Below are 16,315 nucleotides of genomic sequence, written 5' to 3'. Positions count from 1 at the left end.
GAACATGACCTCGAATACGCGTGTGGTGGTGATCGGCGCCGGCCTCGCGGGCGTCCGTCTCGCCCGGCGGCTCGGTGAGCTCGGCACGCCGGTGACGCTCGTCGGCGAGGAGGAGCACCGCCCGTACAACAGGGTGCTGCTCGCCGAGGTGCTGGCCGGGCGGTACAGCCCCGACGTGATCGCGCTGCCCGCGCCCGCGGAGCTGACCCGCGGCCGGGTCACGGACATCGACCGCGAGGCGCGAGCCGTGCGCCTCGCGGACGGTTCCAAGATCGCATACGACACGCTCGTCCTGGCCACAGGCTCGAACCCGGTGCTCCCGCCGCTGCGCGGGTTGTTCACGCCGGACCACGTGCTGCCCGAAGGCGTCCACGCCTTCCGGACCCTGGACGACTGCCTCGGCCTGTCGAAGGCCGTACGGCCGGGCGTGCGCGCGGTCGTCATCGGCGGCGGGCTCCTCGGGGTCTCCGCGGCCCGCGCGCTCGCCCAGCGCGGCGCCCAGGTCGTCCTCGCCCAGCAGTCCGAGCGGTTGATGGAGCGTCAACTCGACCCGGCCGCCTCGAAGCTGGTCCGCCGGCACCTCAAGGACCTCGGCGTCGAGGTGCACACCGAGTGCCGGGTCCGGGACGTGCGCTCGGTCGGCGGCGCGGTCCGCTCGGTCGAGATGCACGACGGATACGCCCTGGACGCGGACCTCGTCGTCATCGCCTGCGGGGTCCACCCGCGCGTCGGCCTGGCCCAGGACGCGGGCCTCGCCGTCCACAAGGGCGTCCTCGTCGACGACGAGCTGCGCACCTCCGACCCGCACATCCGGGCCATCGGCGACTGCGCGCAGCACGACGGCACGGTGTACGGGCTCGCCGCCCCGGCGCTCGAACAGGCCGACGTGCTCGCCGAGTCGCTCGCCGGCAACGCCGACGCCCGCTACACCGGCACCCGTTCGCTGACCCGGCTCACCCTCGCCGGGCACACCGCCTTCGACCTCGCCGCGTTCGGCGAGACGGAGGCCCGCCCCGGCGACGACGTCGTGCAGCTCACCGACGCCACCCGCGGCACCTACCGCAAGGTCGTCGTCCGCGACGACCGCCTGGTCGGCGGGGTCCTCGTCGGCGAACTCGGCACCGTCGGCGCGCTCGCCCGCGCCTGGGAGGGAGCAGAGCCGCTCCCGTCCGACGGCGGCCCCCTGCTCCACCTGCTCACCAACGATGGAGGCTCCTGATGACCGCCACCGCGGCTACCCCCACGATCGTGCTCGTCGGCCACGGCATGGTCGGCCAGCGCTTCCTCGAAGCGCTCGCCGAGCGCGGCCTGACCGCCACGCACCGCGTGGTCGTGCTGTGCGAGGAGCCGCGTCCGGCGTACGACCGCGTCGCCCTCACCTCGTACTTCTCGGGCCGGACGCCCGAGGAACTGTCCATGACCGACATGGAGTTCATCGCCACGCACGGCATCGAGCTGTACGTCGGCGACCCGGCGGAGACGATCGACCGTGAGGCGCGCAAGGTCACCGCCCGGTCCGGTCAGGTCTTCGAGTACGACATCCTCGTCCTGGCCACCGGCTCCTACCCGTTCGTGCCGCCGGTCCCGGGCAAGGACGCCACCGGCTGCTTCGTCTACCGCACGATCGAGGACCTGCTCGCGATCGAGGAGTACGCGAAGTCGAGGGCGACGACGGGCGCCGTGGTCGGCGGCGGTCTGCTGGGGCTGGAGGCGGCCGGCGCGCTCAAGGGCCTCGGACTGACCTCCCACATCGTGGAGTTCGCGCCCCGGCTGATGCCGGTCCAGGTGGACGAGGGCGGCGGCGCGGCCCTGCTGCGCACCATCGAGGAGATGGGCCTGACCGTCCACACGGGCGTCGGCACGCAGGAGATCGTGGTCGGCGAGGACGGCGCCGTCACCGGCATGAAGCTGTCCGACGGCTCCGAACTCGCCACCGACCTCGTGGTGTTCAGCGCCGGCGTCCGCCCGCGCGACCAGCTCGCCCGGGACTGCGGCCTGACCGTCGGCGAGCGCGGCGGCATCGCGGTCGACGAGCAGTGCCGTACCGTTTCCGACCCGCACGTCTTCGCGATCGGCGAGTGCGCGCTGGCCTCCGACGGCCGGGTCTACGGCCTGGTCGCCCCCGGCTACGAGCAGGCCGAGACGGCCGCCGCCACCATCGCCGCCGACGAGGCCGCCTTCACCGGCGCCGACCTGTCCACCAAGCTGAAGCTGCTCGGCGTGGACGTGGCCTCCTTCGGCGACGCGCACGGCACCACCGAGGACTGCCTCGACGTCGTCTACTCCGACTCCCGGGCCGGCCTGTACAAGAAGCTGGTCATCGGCCGCGACGGCACGCTGCTCGGCGGCATCCTGGTCGGCGACGCGGAGGCGTACGGCACCCTGCGCGCGCTGACCGGCTCGGTCCCGCCGGTCTCCCCCGAGTCCCTGGTGCTGCCCGCCGGTTCGGGCGGCGGCGCCCAGCTCGGCCCGTCCGCGCTGCCGGACGAGGCGATCATCTGCTCCTGCCACAACGTCAGCAAGGGCACGATCCGCGCCGCGGTCACCGACCACCAGTGCACCACCGTGCCGGAGGTCAAGAAGTGCACCAAGGCCGGTACGGGCTGCGGCAGTTGTGTGAAGGTGCTCGGCCAGCTGGTCACCGCCGAGCTGGAGGCGTCCGGCGTCGAGGTCGACAAGGGCCTGTGCGGCTGCTTCTCGCAGACCCGTGAGGAGCTGTACGAGATCGTCCTCGCCCTGCGCATCAACACCTACCAGGACCTGCTCGACCGCTACGGCCGCGAGGGCGCCCGGGGCGGCGACGGCTGCGAGGTCTGCAAGCCGGCCGTCGGCTCGATCATCGCCTCCCTCGCCCCGACGATCGGCGCGAGCGGCTACGTCCTGGACGGCGAGCAGGCCGCCCTTCAGGACACCAACGACCACTTCCTGGCCAACCTGCAGAAGAACGGCTCGTACTCGGTCGTGCCGCGCATCCCCGGCGGTGAGATCACCCCCGAGGGCCTGATCGTGATCGGCGAGATCGCCCGGGACTTCGGCCTCTACACGAAGATCACCGGCGGTCAGCGCATCGACATGTTCGGCGCCCGCGTCGAGCAGCTGCCGCTGATCTGGGCCCGTCTGGTGGACGCCGGCTTCGAGTCGGGCCACGCCTACGGCAAGGCGCTGCGCACGGTGAAGTCCTGCGTGGGCTCCACCTGGTGCCGTTACGGCGTCCAGGACTCGGTGCGCATGGCGATCGAACTGGAGCTGCGCTACCGGGGGTTGCGCTCGCCGCACAAGCTGAAGTCGGCGGTCTCCGGCTGCCAGCGCGAGTGCGCCGAGGCCCAGTCGAAGGACTTCGGCGTGATCGCCACCGCCAACGGCTGGAACCTCTACGTCGGCGGCAACGGCGGCGCCACCCCGCGCCACGCGGACCTGCTGGCCAAGGACCTCTCCGACGCCGAACTGATCCGTCTGATCGACCGGTTCCTGATGTTCTACATCCGCACCGCGGACCGCCTGGAGCGCACCAGCGTGTGGCTGGAGCGGATCCCCGGCGGCCTGGACCACGTCCGGGACGTGATCGTGGAGGACTCCCTCGGCATCTGCGAGGAGCTGGAGTCCCTGATGGCCGCGCACGTCTCGAACTACCGCGACGAGTGGGCGGAGACCATCAACAACCCCGAGAAGCTCGCCCGCTTCGTCTCCTTCGTCAACGCGCCCGACACGCCCGACCCGGTGGTCGGCTTCGTCCCCGAGCGCGACCAGATCAAGCCCGACCTGCCGCTGCTCACCATCGGCCACCGTCCCCTGGAAGGAAGCGCCCAGCGATGACCCTGGCACCCGAGACGACCGACCTGAAGGTTCAACTCCAGCTGGACGAGGGCTGGCTGACGGTCTGCGACCTCAACCAGCTGACGCCGGGCCGCGGCGTCGCGGCGCTGCTGCCCGACGGCCGCCAGGTGGCCCTCTTCCGCGACCGCGCCGGCAGCCTGTACGGCATCGACAACCGCGATCCCTTCGTCGGCGCGGCGGTCCTCTCCCGCGGCCTGACCGGCACCCACCAGGGCCGCCCGTTCGTGGCCTCCCCGCTGCTGAAGCAGCGGTTCGACCTGGAGACCGGGCAGTGCCTGGACGACGAGACGGTGCGGATCGCCACGTACGAGGTGCGGGCCGCGTAGGACGTCCCCGACCGCCTGGAAGGCTGTTTTCTTGACCGATCGTTCTCCTTGGACCTAGGCTGCGGCACGTGGCCAGGACCAAGGAGTTCGATCCGGAGGCCGCGCTGCAGGCAGCCCTGGAGCTGTTCTGGCGGCGCGGCTACGAGGCGACGTCGATGTCCGACCTGGTCGAGCACCTCGGCATCGGACGCGCCAGCCTCTACGCGACCTTCGGCAGCAAGCACGAGTTGTACCTGAAGGCGCTGGAGCGCTACGACCGGGCCGGGCTCCCGCCGATCGTGCGGGAGCTGTCCCAGCCGGGCCCCGCCCTGCCGGCCGTGCGCGCGGTCGTACGGCGGTACGCGGCGGAGGCCGCCGACGAGCGCCTGCGGCTGAACGGCTGCCTGGTCACGAACACGGCGAGCGAGCTCGCCCCGCACGACCCGGTGGCGGCCCGGCGCGTGGAGCGCAACTGGGACCAGCTGGAGACCGTCCTGCACGCGGCCCTCGCCCGCGCCCAGGCGCAGGGGGAGCTCCCCGCCGACCGCGACCCGCTCGCCCTGGCCCGCACGCTGCTGGTGCTGACGCAGGGCCTGCGCGTGGTCGGCAAGGCGTCGGCCGACCCGGCGCGGGTGCGTGACGCGGCGGAACAGGCGCTGCGGCTGCTGGACTGAGCACGCACGTCGGACATCGCGCCCTCACGGGGGCGCTTTTTGCTGCCGCCATACTGAACCGATCAGTCAAATAAAGACCGCCCGAGAACAGGGGAGCTCATGACCACCACGCGTTTCACCGGCAGGACGGCCGTCGTCACCGGTGCCGGGTCCGGCATCGGCAGGGCGATCGCCCTCGGGTTCGCCGCCGAGGGCGCGCAGGTGGTCGTGGCCGGCCGGCGACGGGAGCCGCTGGAGGAGACGGTCGCCCTGATCGAGGGGGCGGGCGGCAAGGCGCTCGCGGTCACCGCGGACGTCTCTCGGGCCGCCGACGCCGAGGCGCTGGTCCGGGCCGCCGTGGACCGCTTCGGCTCCCTCGACGTGGCCGTCAACAACGCAGGCGTCTTCCGCGGCGGCGGCCCCCTGGCCGACCTCACCGAAGAGGACTGGCGCACCCAGCTCGACACCAACGTCACCGGCGTCTTCCTCGCCCTGCGCGCCCAGGTCCGGCAGATGCGCGCGCAGCCCTCCGGCGGCGCGATCGTCAACGTCTCCTCCACCTTCGGGGCGCACACCAGTCCCGCCGGGGCGGCCGCCTACTCGGCGACCAAGGCCGCGGTGACGGCCCTGAGCCGGGGCGCGGCCCGGGACCACATCCGCGACGGCGTCCGCATCAACGTGGTCAGCCCCGGCGCGACGGACACCCCCATGTCGCTGCGCCCGGGAGAGACGGACTCCGACCGCACCGAACGCGCCGCGGCCACCCTGCCGTTGGGCCGCATCTCCACCACCGGGGAGATCGCGGCGGCCGTCCTCTACCTGGCCTCGGACGACGCGGCGTCGGTCGTCGGCACGGACCTGGTGGTGGACAGCGGGGGCTCCCTGTAAGCCGGGGACGCAGACGATCCAACGGCGGTACGCCGCTCACCGTCGAGTCACGAGAAGGACACATCCCCTCCGCATGTCCCATCCGGGTCCTACGGTCATGCCACTCAAGCCGCACCGAGGGGGACGACATGACCAACCCGTACACCGCGCCCGTGCCCGCGCCCGTCCGCACGGCACCGCGCTGGGCCCGCAAGCGCTATGTGCTCCCGGCCCTGGGACTGGCCTTCTTCATAGGCATCGGCGCCGGCGCCTCCGGCGGGGACACCACCGACGACGCGAAGCCGGCCGCCGCCAGGCCGCGGCCGACCGTGACAGCGACGGTCACCGCCACCGCGACCGAGACGGCGAACCCGGAGCCGGCCGCCACGGTGACCGCCACGAAGACGGTCAGAACGACCGTGAAGGCGACCAGGACGGTCACCGCCGAACCGGCCGCGGCGGATGACTCCGACGCCGGCGGCAGCGTCTACTACGCGAACTGCACCGAGGCCCGCGCGGCCGGTGTCACCCCGCTCCACAGCGGCGACCCCGGCTACGACTCCCACCTCGACCGCGACGGCGACGGCGTGGCCTGCGAGTGACGGACACGAGCGAGGGCGGCACCTCCGCACAAGGTGCCGCCCTCTCTTTTCGTGATCCGGAGCCGCCCCCCATCGGTTGAGGGTCGGGGACGGGCGGCGGCTCCGGGGCCCGGGTGGGTCAGCGGTGGTCGCTGCCCTCCGACTGGGTGGCCGCGCGGCCCGCCTCCAGGCGGGCGACCGGGATGCGGAACGGGGAGCAGGAGACGTAGTCCAGACCGGCCTCGTGGAAGAAGTGGACCGACTCCGGGTCGCCGCCGTGCTCGCCGCAGACCCCCAGCTTGAGGTCGGGACGGGTCTCGCGGCCCGCCTTCGCCGCCGCCTTGACCAGCGAGCCGACGCCGTCCTTGTCGATCGTCTCGAAGGGGCTGACGCCGAAGATGCCCTTCTCCAGGTAGGCGGTGAAGAAGGACGCCTCGACGTCGTCGCGGCTGAAGCCCCACACCGTCTGCGTCAGGTCGTTCGTGCCGAAGGAGAAGAACTCCGCCGCCTCCGCGATCTGCCCGGCGGTGAGGGCGGCTCGCGGCAGCTCGATCATCGTGCCGATGGACAGCTTCAGCTGCGTACCCGTCGCCGCCTCGACCTCCGCGATGACCTGGTCGGCCTCCTCGCGCACGATCTCCAGCTCCTGCACCGTGCCGACGAGCGGGATCATGATCTCGGCGCGCGGGTCGCCCTTGGCGTTCTTGCGCTCGGCGGCGGCCTCCGCGATCGCGCGGACCTGCATGGTGAACAGTCCGGGGATGACCAGGCCGAGGCGTACGCCGCGCAGGCCCAGCATCGGGTTCTGCTCGTGCAGCCGGTGCACGGCCTGGAGCAGGCGCAGGTCGTTCTCGTGCGACTCCTGACGGGACTCGGCGAGCGCGACGCGCACCGACAGCTCGGTGATGTCCGGCAGGAACTCGTGCAGCGGCGGGTCGAGCAGCCGTACCGTCACCGGCAGTCCGTCCATCGCCGAGAACAGCTCGACGAAGTCCTTCTTCTGCAGCGGCAGCAGCTGCGCCAGCGCGGCCTCGCGCTCCTCCTCGGTGTCGGCGAGGATCAGCTTCTCGACCATCTCGCGGCGCTCGCCGAGGAACATGTGCTCGGTACGGCACAGCCCGATGCCCTGCGCCCCGAAGCGGCGGGCGCGCAGCGCGTCCTCGGCGTTGTCCGCGTTGGCGCGCACCCGCAGCCGGCGCTTGCGGTCGGCGAAGGCCATGATCCGGTGCACGGCCTCGACCAGTTCGTCGGCGTCCTGGGCGCCGGCGTGCATCCGGCCCTCGAAGTACTCCACGACCGGCGAGGGGACGACCGGGACCTCGCCCAGGTAGACCTTGCCGCTGGAGCCGTCGATGGAGATGACGTCGCCCTCCTCGACGACGTGCCCGCCGGGCACGGTCATCCGGCGCCGCTTGGTGTCGACCTCCAGCTCCTCCGCGCCGCACACACAGGTCTTGCCCATGCCGCGCGCCACGACGGCCGCGTGGGAGGTCTTGCCGCCGCGGCTGGTCAGGATGCCCTCGGCCGCGATCATGCCGTCGAGGTCGTCGGGGTTGGTCTCCCGGCGCACCAGGATGACCTTCTCGCCCGAGCGCGACCACTTCACGGCCGTGTACGAGTCGAAGACCGCCTTGCCGACCGCCGCGCCCGGCGAGGCCGCGATGCCCCGGCCGACCTGCTGGGTCTTGGCCTGCTCGTCGAAGCGGGGGAACATCAGCTGCGCGAGCTGGGCGCCGGTGACGCGCTGGAGCGCCTCGGTCTCGTCGATCAGGCCCTGGTCCACCAGCTGGGTCGCGATGCGGAAGGCGGCACCGGCCGTGCGCTTGCCGACGCGGGTCTGCAGCATCCACAGCTGCCCGCGCTCGATGGTGAACTCGATGTCGCAGAGATCCTTGTAGTGGTTCTCCAGGGTCTCCATGATCTGCATCAGCTGGTCGTACGACTTCTTGTCGATCCGCTCCAGCTCCGCGAGCGGCACGGTGTTGCGGATGCCCGCGACCACGTCCTCGCCCTGCGCGTTCTGCAGGTAGTCGCCGTAGACGCCCTGGTGGCCGCTGGCGGGGTCGCGGGTGAAGGCGACGCCGGTGCCGGAGTCGGGACCGAGGTTGCCGAAGACCATGGAGCAGACGTTGACGGCCGTGCCGAGGTCGTGCGGGATGCGCTCCTGGCGGCGGTAGAGCTTGGCGCGGTCGCCGTTCCAGGAGTCGAAGACCGCCTTGATGGCGAGGTCCATCTGCTCGCGCGGGTCCTGCGGGAAGTCCCGGCCGGCCTCCTTCTTGACGATCTTCTTGAAGGTGGCGACCAGCTTCTTCAGGTCCGCGGCCTCCAGCTCGGTGTCGACCGTGACCTTCTTGGCCTCCTTGGCCTTCTCGAGGGCGTCCTCGAAGAGGTCGCCCTCGACGCCCAGGACCGTCTTGCCGAACATCTGGATGAGGCGGCGGTACGAGTCCCACGCGAACCGCTCGTCGCCGGCCTGGTCGGCGAGGCCCTTCACGGACTTGTCGGAGAGGCCGATGTTCAGGACGGTGTCCATCATGCCCGGCATGGAGAATTTGGCGCCGGAACGGACCGAGACCAGCAGGGGGTTGTCCGGCTGGCCGAGCTTCTTGCCCATCCGCTGCTCCAGCGCGTCGAGGTGCGCACTCACCTCGTCACGCAGTGCCGCCGGCTCCTCGCCGCTGTCGAGGTAGACCTTGCAGGCTTCGGTCGTGATGGTGAAGCCGGGGGGAACGGGGAGTCCCAGGTTGGTCATCTCGGCGAGGTTGGCGCCCTTGCCGCCGAGGAGGTCCTTGAGGTCCTTGTTTCCCTCGGTGAAGTCGTAGACGAACTTCGTTACGTGGGATTCTTTGTTTTCCGACACGGGTCTCGACTCCCTCGGGACGCGGTGGCTGCCCTGACGGCGAGGAACATACCCAGATCAAAGGCGTCTGGGTACGTCTACTCACGCGTCATACGCCTGTAACCACTCGTCCGCCAGCGGATCGAAAGTCAAAGCTCGGCAAGCAACCAGCCGCTTATGTTTTCACTTCTTGAACACAGCAACCCTCGTAAGCGCTCAAGAGCGCTCATCTGAGCATAGTTCGGCACGCCTGATTTCGCTCGATGAACGATCAAGGGGTGGCACTCGGTGCCACCCCTTGGAGAAGTACAGTCGGCCAAGATCCGCTCATCTGAGCGCAACCCTTATCAAGGGTGGCGAGAATCACGCTGCCACAGACGACCGGATATCACCATGCGGACGGTGTCACGAGACACCTCCCGGCCGGAAACGCGGACGTCACACGCCCATCGCGGACAGCCGCTCCTCCACCCGCTCCGGCGCGTACAGGGACTCCACGACCATTGCCCCGGCCCCCACCAGTCCCGCCCGCTCGCCGAGCCGCGCGGTCACCACCTCCAGATGAGCGGTGGAGCGCGGCAGCGCCCGCTGGTACAGCAGCTCGCGCACCCCCGTGAGGAAGGCGGTCCCGGCCAGATCTCCCGCGATCATCAGCACGCCGGGGTTGAGCAGCGTCACCACGGTCGCCAGGACGTCCCCCACCCGCCGCCCCGCCTCCCGGGCGAGCCCGACCGCCTCCGGGTGCCCGGCCGCCAGCAGGTCCCGCACATCCGAGCCGGAGGCCGCCGGCACCCCCGCCTCGGCCAGCCGCCGCGCCACCGCGCCACCGCTGGCGACGGCGGCGAGGCAGCCGTAGGAACCGCACCGGCACAGCGCCTCGGCGCCCACCCGGATGTGCCCGATGTCCCCGGCGCCCCCGTCGACGCCCCGGTAGACGGAGCCGTTGACCACGACCCCGGCGCCGATGCCGGTGCTCACCTTCACCAGCACGAACGCCGAGCAGCCGGCGTAGCCCGTGCGCTGTTCGCCGTACGCCATCAGGTTCGCGTCGTTGTCGACGAACACCGGCACCGCCGGGACGCCCGTCCGCTCGCGAAAGGCCCGCCCCAGCCGGCCTCTTATGTCGTAGCCGTCCCAGCCCGGCATGATCGGCGGCTGCACCACCCGCCCGGTCTCGCTGTCGACCGGCCCGGGCACGGCGAGCCCGATCCCGCACACGTCCTGCGCCCGCCGGCCGCTGCGCTCCAGCAACTGGGCGAACCAGCGCCCGAGTTCGCCCAGCACCGCGTCCGGCCCGTCCTCGATGACGAGCGTGCCCGCGTGCTCGGCGAGGATCTCGCCGGTCAGCGACAGCACGGCCGCGCGCGCGTGCCGGGTGTCGAGGTCGGCGGCGAGGACGACGGCGTGCTCGTCGTCGAACTCCAGCGTGATGGAGGGCCGACCGCCCAGCGGCGAGTCCACCGGTCCCCCGGCCCCCTCGCGCAGCCAGCCCGCGCGGAAGAGGCGGTCGAGGCGCTGACCGACGGTGGCACGGGAGAGTCCGGTGGCCTGCTGGAGCGCTCCGCGCGTGGTCGCGCGCCCGCTTCGTACCAGTTCGAGCAGATCTCCGGCGCTCGCCTGCCCTCGTCCCGTCATGCGCACCCCCTTGTGTTTCTCAAGACTGCATTACATATTGAGTTTTGCGTGTTAAATAGACGTAACTCTACGGTAGTCCCGACCGAACCGATCGGCCGAACGTCTTCGGGGAGCCCCGAGTGGATCGCACCACCCAGCTGACCGCCCCTGCCCTGCGGCACGCCGTCGTATACGAACCGGACATCGCGTCGACATCGCTGCACGTCAGGGCCGCGCAGGTGCTGGAGGCCAACTGGACCGGCACCTCCACGGTGCCCTCCCGGGGCCTGTATCCGCACCAGTGGTCCTGGGACTCGGCGTTCATCGCGATCGGCCTGCGCCATCTGTCGCCGTTACGGGCCCAGACGGAGCTGGAGACGCTGCTGGCCGCGCAGTGGGGCGACGGCCGCATCCCGCACATCGTCTTCAACCCCTCCGTGCCGCTCGACGCGTACTTCCCGAGCCCCGACTTCTGGCGCTCCTCGACCGCGGGGCGCGCTGCGGGCGCCCCGCGCACCGTACAGACCTCCGGCATCGTGCAGCCACCGGTCCACGCGCTGGCGGCCTGGCTGGTGCACTGCGCCGACCCCGGCCTGTCCCGCGCCCGCGGCTTCCTCACCCGCGCCTACCCCCGCCTGGCCGCCTGGCACCGCTATCTGCTGCACCGCCGCGACCTGGGCGGCGGCGGCCTGGCGTCCGTCGTCCACCCCTGGGAGCAGGGCATGGACAACAGCCCTTGCTGGGACGGCCCCCTCTCCCGCGTCACCCCGGCCCCGTCGCGCTCCTTCCGCCGCGCCGACCTCGCCCACGGCGCCCCCGAGGACCGGCCGACGGACCTGGACTACGGGCGGTACGTACGGCTGGCGACGGACTACCGGGACGCCGAGTACGCCGACGGGGCGAACGCCTTCGCCGTCGAGGACCCGGCGTTCAACGCCCTGCTCATCGCCTCCGAGCACGCGCTGGCCCGCATCGCCGCGGAACTGGGCGCGCCGGGCACGGCGCGGCACGCCCGTGCGGAGCGCCTGACGACGGCGCTGGTGGAGCGCCTGTGGGACGAGCAGAGCGGCATGTTCCTGTGCCGGGACCTGCGAGGAGAGCCGACGGAGAGCACCGCTCACACACCGGAGCACCGCTCCCTGGCCGCACCGGAGAGCACCGCTCGCACCACAGAGCACCGCTCCCCCGCCGGCTCCGAGAGCACCGCTCGCACTCCAGAGCACCGCTCCCCCGCCAGCTCCGAGAGCACCGCTCGCACTCCAGAGCACCGCTCCCCCGCAGGCTCGGGCTCGCTGATCCCCGAGCGGAGCGTCTCCGGCCTGATCCCCCTCCTCCTCCCCGATCTCCCCCGCGAGATCGCGCAGGCGCTCGTCCGCACCCTGCACGGCCCCCACTTCGGCCTCGGCGACACCACCCGCCTGCCCCCGTCCTACGACCTCCTGGGCGAGGCCTTCGACCCGCACCGCTACTGGCGCGGCCCGGCCTGGTTCAACACGAGCTGGCTGCTGGAGCGCGGCCTGCGCACCCACGGCGAACAGGACCGCGCCGACGCCCTGCGCGACGCGGTCCTCGACCTGGCCGGCGCCTCCGGTTTCGCGGAGTACGCCGACCCGTACACCGGCGAGGCCTGCGGCGCGACCGGCTTCGGCTGGACCGCCGCGCTGACGCTGGATCTGCTCCATTCACGCCCCACCCAGGGCGTGTCCCCGACGGGCATCGGCCCGTTCGAGCAAGAGGACAAAGGAGGGGACCGGGGATGACGGACCGGCTTCATCTGCTCGTGCGCGGTGGGACGTTCGCAGCCGTGGGCGACGGCGGGGACATCAGCGGAGTGCGGGGCGCGGGCTCCCCGGACGGGTTGTTCGTGCGTGACGCCCGCCACCTGAGCCGTTGGCAACTGACGGCCGACGGCGCGGTGCCGGAGCCGCTCACGCCGGTCGCGGACGGGGACACGGCCCGCTGTGTCCTCGTCCCGCGCGGCGGCCGCCAGGAACCCCCGGCCTTCACCATCTTCCGCGAACAGGCGGTCGGCGACGGATCGTTCGTCGAGTCCCTCCGCCTCACCAGCAACCGCCCGGTCCCCACCACCGTCCGCCTGGCGCTCACCGTCGACGCCGACTTCACCGACCAGTTCGAACTGCGCTCGGACCACCGCACCTACACCAAGATCGGCGCCACCCGCTCCCGCCATGTCCTGGACGACGGCCTGGAGTTCACCTACCAGCGCGGCGAATGGCGCTCGTGCACGACGGTGACGGCGGACCCCGCCCCCGCCGCGGTCGAGGAGACCGGCACCGGCGCCCGCCGCCTCGTGTGGACCCTGGACCTGGCCCCCCACGGCACGACGGAGCTGGCGCTGCGCGTGATGGCCCGCCCGCACGGCGACAAACGCGCCCGCCGCGTCCCGTCCTCCCCCACCGCCCTCAACGACGAACTCCTCGCGCTGGAGGGCGAGTTCGTGGAGGGCGTGGCCTTCCCCACCGGCTGGCCGGAACTGGCGGCGGCCTGCGCCCGCGGCCTGGCCGACCTCGCCTCCCTCCAGGTCCCCGCCACGGGCCCGGACGGCGAGGAGCTGCGCGTGCCCGCCGCGGGAGCCCCCTGGTTCCTCACCTTGCTGGGCCGGGACGCCCTCCTGACCTCCCTCTTCGCCCTCCCCTACCGCCCCCGGCTGGCTGCCGCCACCCTCCCGGCCCTCGCCGCCGCGCAGGCCACCGAGACCGGCGCGGGCGCGGTGGCCCAGCCCGGCAAGATCGTGCACGAGGTGCGCCACGGCGAACTGGCCCACTTCGGCCAGGTCCCCTACGGCCGCTACTACGGCTCGGTGGACGCCACCCCGCTCTTCCTCGTCCTCCTGGGCGCGTACGTGGAGCGCACCGGCGACACCGCCCTGGCCCGCCGCCTGGAATCCCACGCCCGCGCGGCGATCGGCTGGATGCTGGACCACGGCGGCCTCACCTCCCGCGGCTACCTGGTCTACCGCGCCGACCAGGGCGGCCTGGCCAACCAGAACTGGAAGGACTCCCCCGGCGCGATCTGCTCCGCCGACGGAACCCGTCCGACCGGCCCGGTGATGGCGGCCGGGGCCCAGGGTTACGCCTACGACGCCCTGCGCCGCACGGCGTGGCTCGCGCGCACGGTGTGGGCGGACGAGACGTACGGCGCGCTGCTGGAACAGGCGGCCGGTGACCTGCGCGACCGCTTCCAGCGGGACTTCTGGATGCCGGACCGCGCCTTCCCCGCCCTCGCCCTGGACGGCGAGGGCCGCCAGGTCGACGCGCTGGCGTCGGACGCCGGACACCTGCTCTGGTCCGGCCTGCTCGACAAGGAGTACGGCGAGCTGGTGGGCCGGCGCCTGCTGGAGCCGGACTTCTTCTCGGGCTGGGGGGTGCGCACCCTCGCCTCCGGCCAGCCGGCGTACCACCCGCTCTCCTACCACCGCGGTTCGGTGTGGCCGCACGACAACGCCCTGATCACCCTCGGCCTGGCCCGCTACGGCCTGCACGACGAGGCCCGCACGGTCGCCCACGCCCTGGTGGACGCGGCGACGGCGACGGGACACCGCCTGCCGGAGGTCCTGGCCGGCTACGGCCGGGACACGCACGGGGAACCGGTGCCGTACCCGCATGCGTGCGTGCGGGAGTCCCGCTCGGCGGCGGCCCCCCTGGCCCTGCTGACGGCGGTCGGAGGCGCGTAGCACTCCGCGCCCCTCAGGGCGTTGACCAGCCGTTTGCCGGGTGTTTGCCGTAAGTCGTGAACAAGCCGATGCAAGGCAGCGTACGAGTTGGTGGCGGGCCCTCCTCCTCGCGTGGCCCGCCTCCTCATGGGCCACGCACGGACGGAAGGACCCCCGGGTGCCTGTCTTCACGCGCCTTCGCCAGCAGCCGGAAACAACCGACACAGCCCCCGAGACCGAACCGGAAGCCACTCCGCCCCAAACCGGCATCCGCCCCCGCCTGACCGCCTGGCGAGCGGCCCACCCCACCGCCGTACGCAACGCCCGCTGGGCCCTCACCACGCTCAGCACGGTCCTCGTCCTGGGCGCACTCCTGCTGCCGAACCGCATCGAGGCCCTCCAGACGGACCGTTTCACCCGCATACCGGTGGAGGCGATCATCGGAGCGGCGGTGGCCCTCGCCCTCCCCCGCCGCCCCCGCCTCCTGCTGGCGGTGCTCTCCGGGGTGGCCCTGGGCGCGATGACGATCGTCAACTTCCTGGACATGGGCTTCCTGGAGTACCTGGGCCGGGGCTTCAACCTGGTCCTGGACTGGGAGCTGCTCCCCGACGCGCAGTCCTACGTCGAGGACGCGATGGGCAAGTCCGTGGCGATCGCCGCCACCGTCGGCGTCTTCGTCCTGGTCCTCCTCGTCCTCACCGTCATGGCGCTGGCGACGGTCCACCTGAGCAACGTGCTGGCCCGCCACCGCCCGACGGCGACCCGCGGCACGCTGATCGCCACCGTCGTCTGGGTCCTGTGCTCGGCACTGGGCCTGCAGATCTCGGGAGTCCCCGTCGCCTCCGACCGAACCGTCGCGGCGCTGGGCATTCAGGCACGCCGCGTCCGGGACACCCTGCGCGACGAGGCGGAGTTCCAGAAGGTCGCCAAGGTGGACGCCTTCGGCAACACCCCACCGAGCCAGCTCGTCCCCGACCTGCGCGGCAAGGACGTGGTCTTCACCTTCATCGAGAGCTACGGCCGCAGCGCGATCGAGGACCCGGTGGAGGCGCCCGGCGTGGACAAGACGCTCGACGCACGCACGCAGGCCCTCGCCAAGGCGGGTTTCCACGCCAAGAGCGGCTGGCTGACGTCGGCGACCTACGGCGGCAGCAGCTGGCTCGGCCACTCCACCACCATGTCGGGCCTGTGGATCGACAACCAGCAGCGCTACCGCACGGTGATGGCGAGCGACCACCTCAGCCTCACCGGGGCGTTCCAGAAGTCGGGCGCCTGGGACACGGTCGGCATCATGCCGGGCGTCCAGAAGGGCTGGCCGGAATCGGCCTTCTACGGCCTCGACTCCTACCGCAACGCCTTCCAGATGGGTTACAAGGGACCGAAGTTCAGCTGGTCGACGATGCCCGACCAGTACGCCCTCCAGGCCTTCCAGGACCTGGAACACAGCAAGAAGCGCAGCAAGCCGCTGATGTCCCTGGTGATCCTGACCTCAAGCCACCAGCCCTGGGCGCCGATCCCCAAGATGGTCCCCTGGGAGGACCTGGGCGACGGCTCGGTCTTCAACGCCATCCAGAAGGCGGGCAAGAAGCCCTCGGACATCATCACCAGCTCGCCCAAGTCGCAGGCGGAGTACGGCAAGTCGGTCCAGTACTCGGTCACGGCCCTCACCGAGTGGCTGGAGCGCTACGGCACCAAGGACACCGTCCTGGTCTTCCTGGGCGACCACCAGCCCATAGCCAGGGTCAGCGGCAACCACGCCAGCAGGGACGTCCCGATCTCCATCGTGGCCAAGGACCCCAAAGTCCTGGCGAAAATCTCCTCCTGGGGCTGGACCGACGGCCTACGCCCGGCCCACAACGCCCCGGTCTGGAAGATGAGCGCGTTCCGCGACAGGTTCCTGACGGCATACGGCTCGACACCGCACCCCAAGAAGGGCTGAGGGGAGACAC

General features: G+C 71.9%; 11 protein-coding genes. 9 read left to right on the top strand and 2 right to left on the bottom strand.

Annotation, left to right across the window (positions count from 1 at the left end):
• Positions 1 to 4: 4 nt before the first annotated feature.
• From ACYF6T_RS25835 to ACYF6T_RS25810, 6 genes are all read left to right on the top strand, one after another.
• On the top strand, positions 5 to 1,219 hold the full coding sequence (locus tag ACYF6T_RS25835) for an NAD(P)/FAD-dependent oxidoreductase (protein ID WP_461699309.1): 1,215 nt from the start codon (positions 5 to 7) through the stop codon (positions 1,217 to 1,219).
• Positions 1,219 to 3,813, top strand: coding sequence for a nitrite reductase large subunit NirB (gene nirB, locus ACYF6T_RS25830; RefSeq protein ID WP_461699308.1), 2,595 nt, complete (start codon positions 1,219 to 1,221; stop codon positions 3,811 to 3,813). Before ACYF6T_RS25835 ends, nirB begins: the two co-directional genes overlap by 1 nt.
• Positions 3,810 to 4,160, top strand: coding sequence for a nitrite reductase small subunit NirD (gene nirD, locus ACYF6T_RS25825; protein ID WP_461699307.1), 351 nt, complete (start codon positions 3,810 to 3,812; stop codon positions 4,158 to 4,160). The genes nirB and nirD overlap by 4 nt, the downstream gene beginning before the upstream one ends.
• Positions 4,161 to 4,228: 68 nt before the next feature.
• Entirely contained in the window at positions 4,229 to 4,813 is a 585-nt protein-coding gene (locus tag ACYF6T_RS25820) for a TetR/AcrR family transcriptional regulator (RefSeq protein ID WP_461699306.1), read from the top strand.
• 99 nt (positions 4,814 to 4,912) lie between these two features.
• Positions 4,913 to 5,680 carry an SDR family NAD(P)-dependent oxidoreductase gene (locus ACYF6T_RS25815; RefSeq protein ID WP_461699305.1) on the top strand — a complete coding sequence of 256 codons (768 nt, stop codon included), beginning with the start codon at positions 4,913 to 4,915 and terminating at the stop codon, positions 5,678 to 5,680.
• 128 nt (positions 5,681 to 5,808) lie between these two features.
• On the top strand, positions 5,809 to 6,261 hold the full coding sequence (locus tag ACYF6T_RS25810) for an excalibur calcium-binding domain-containing protein (RefSeq protein WP_461699304.1): 453 nt from the start codon (positions 5,809 to 5,811) through the stop codon (positions 6,259 to 6,261).
• 118 nt (positions 6,262 to 6,379) lie between these two features.
• On the opposite strand, the gene ppdK is transcribed toward ACYF6T_RS25810, so the two are convergent.
• Both ppdK and ACYF6T_RS25800 read right to left on the bottom strand, forming a co-directional pair.
• A complete protein-coding gene (gene ppdK / locus ACYF6T_RS25805; protein ID WP_461699303.1) occupies positions 6,380 to 9,100 on the bottom strand; it encodes a pyruvate, phosphate dikinase in 2,721 nt (906 codons plus the stop codon).
• 417 nt (positions 9,101 to 9,517) lie between these two features.
• Complete coding sequence (locus ACYF6T_RS25800; RefSeq protein WP_461699302.1) at positions 9,518 to 10,714, bottom strand: ROK family protein; 1,197 nt, start codon at positions 10,712 to 10,714, stop codon at positions 9,518 to 9,520.
• Positions 10,715 to 10,833: 119 nt separating this feature from the next.
• Here ACYF6T_RS25800 and ACYF6T_RS25795 point away from each other — a divergent pair, with 119 nt between their 5' ends.
• The 3 genes from ACYF6T_RS25795 to ACYF6T_RS25785 all read left to right on the top strand — a co-directional run bounded on the left by ACYF6T_RS25795 (position 10,834) and on the right by ACYF6T_RS25785 (position 16,305).
• Positions 10,834 to 12,453 carry an MGH1-like glycoside hydrolase domain-containing protein gene (locus ACYF6T_RS25795; RefSeq protein ID WP_461699301.1) on the top strand — a complete coding sequence of 540 codons (1,620 nt, stop codon included), beginning with the start codon at positions 10,834 to 10,836 and terminating at the stop codon, positions 12,451 to 12,453.
• Positions 12,450 to 14,387, top strand: a complete 1,938-nt coding sequence (locus tag ACYF6T_RS25790; protein ID WP_461699300.1) for an amylo-alpha-1,6-glucosidase — start codon at positions 12,450 to 12,452, stop codon at positions 14,385 to 14,387. Before ACYF6T_RS25795 ends, ACYF6T_RS25790 begins: the two co-directional genes overlap by 4 nt.
• A gap of 157 nt (positions 14,388 to 14,544) precedes the next feature.
• On the top strand, positions 14,545 to 16,305 hold the full coding sequence (locus tag ACYF6T_RS25785) for an alkaline phosphatase family protein (protein ID WP_461699298.1): 1,761 nt from the start codon (positions 14,545 to 14,547) through the stop codon (positions 16,303 to 16,305).
• Positions 16,306 to 16,315: the final 10 nt, after the last annotated feature.

The sequence above is a fragment of the Streptomyces sp. 7R007 genome, assembly GCF_054850255.1.
This window is presented reverse-complemented; position numbering and strand designations above follow the sequence as displayed.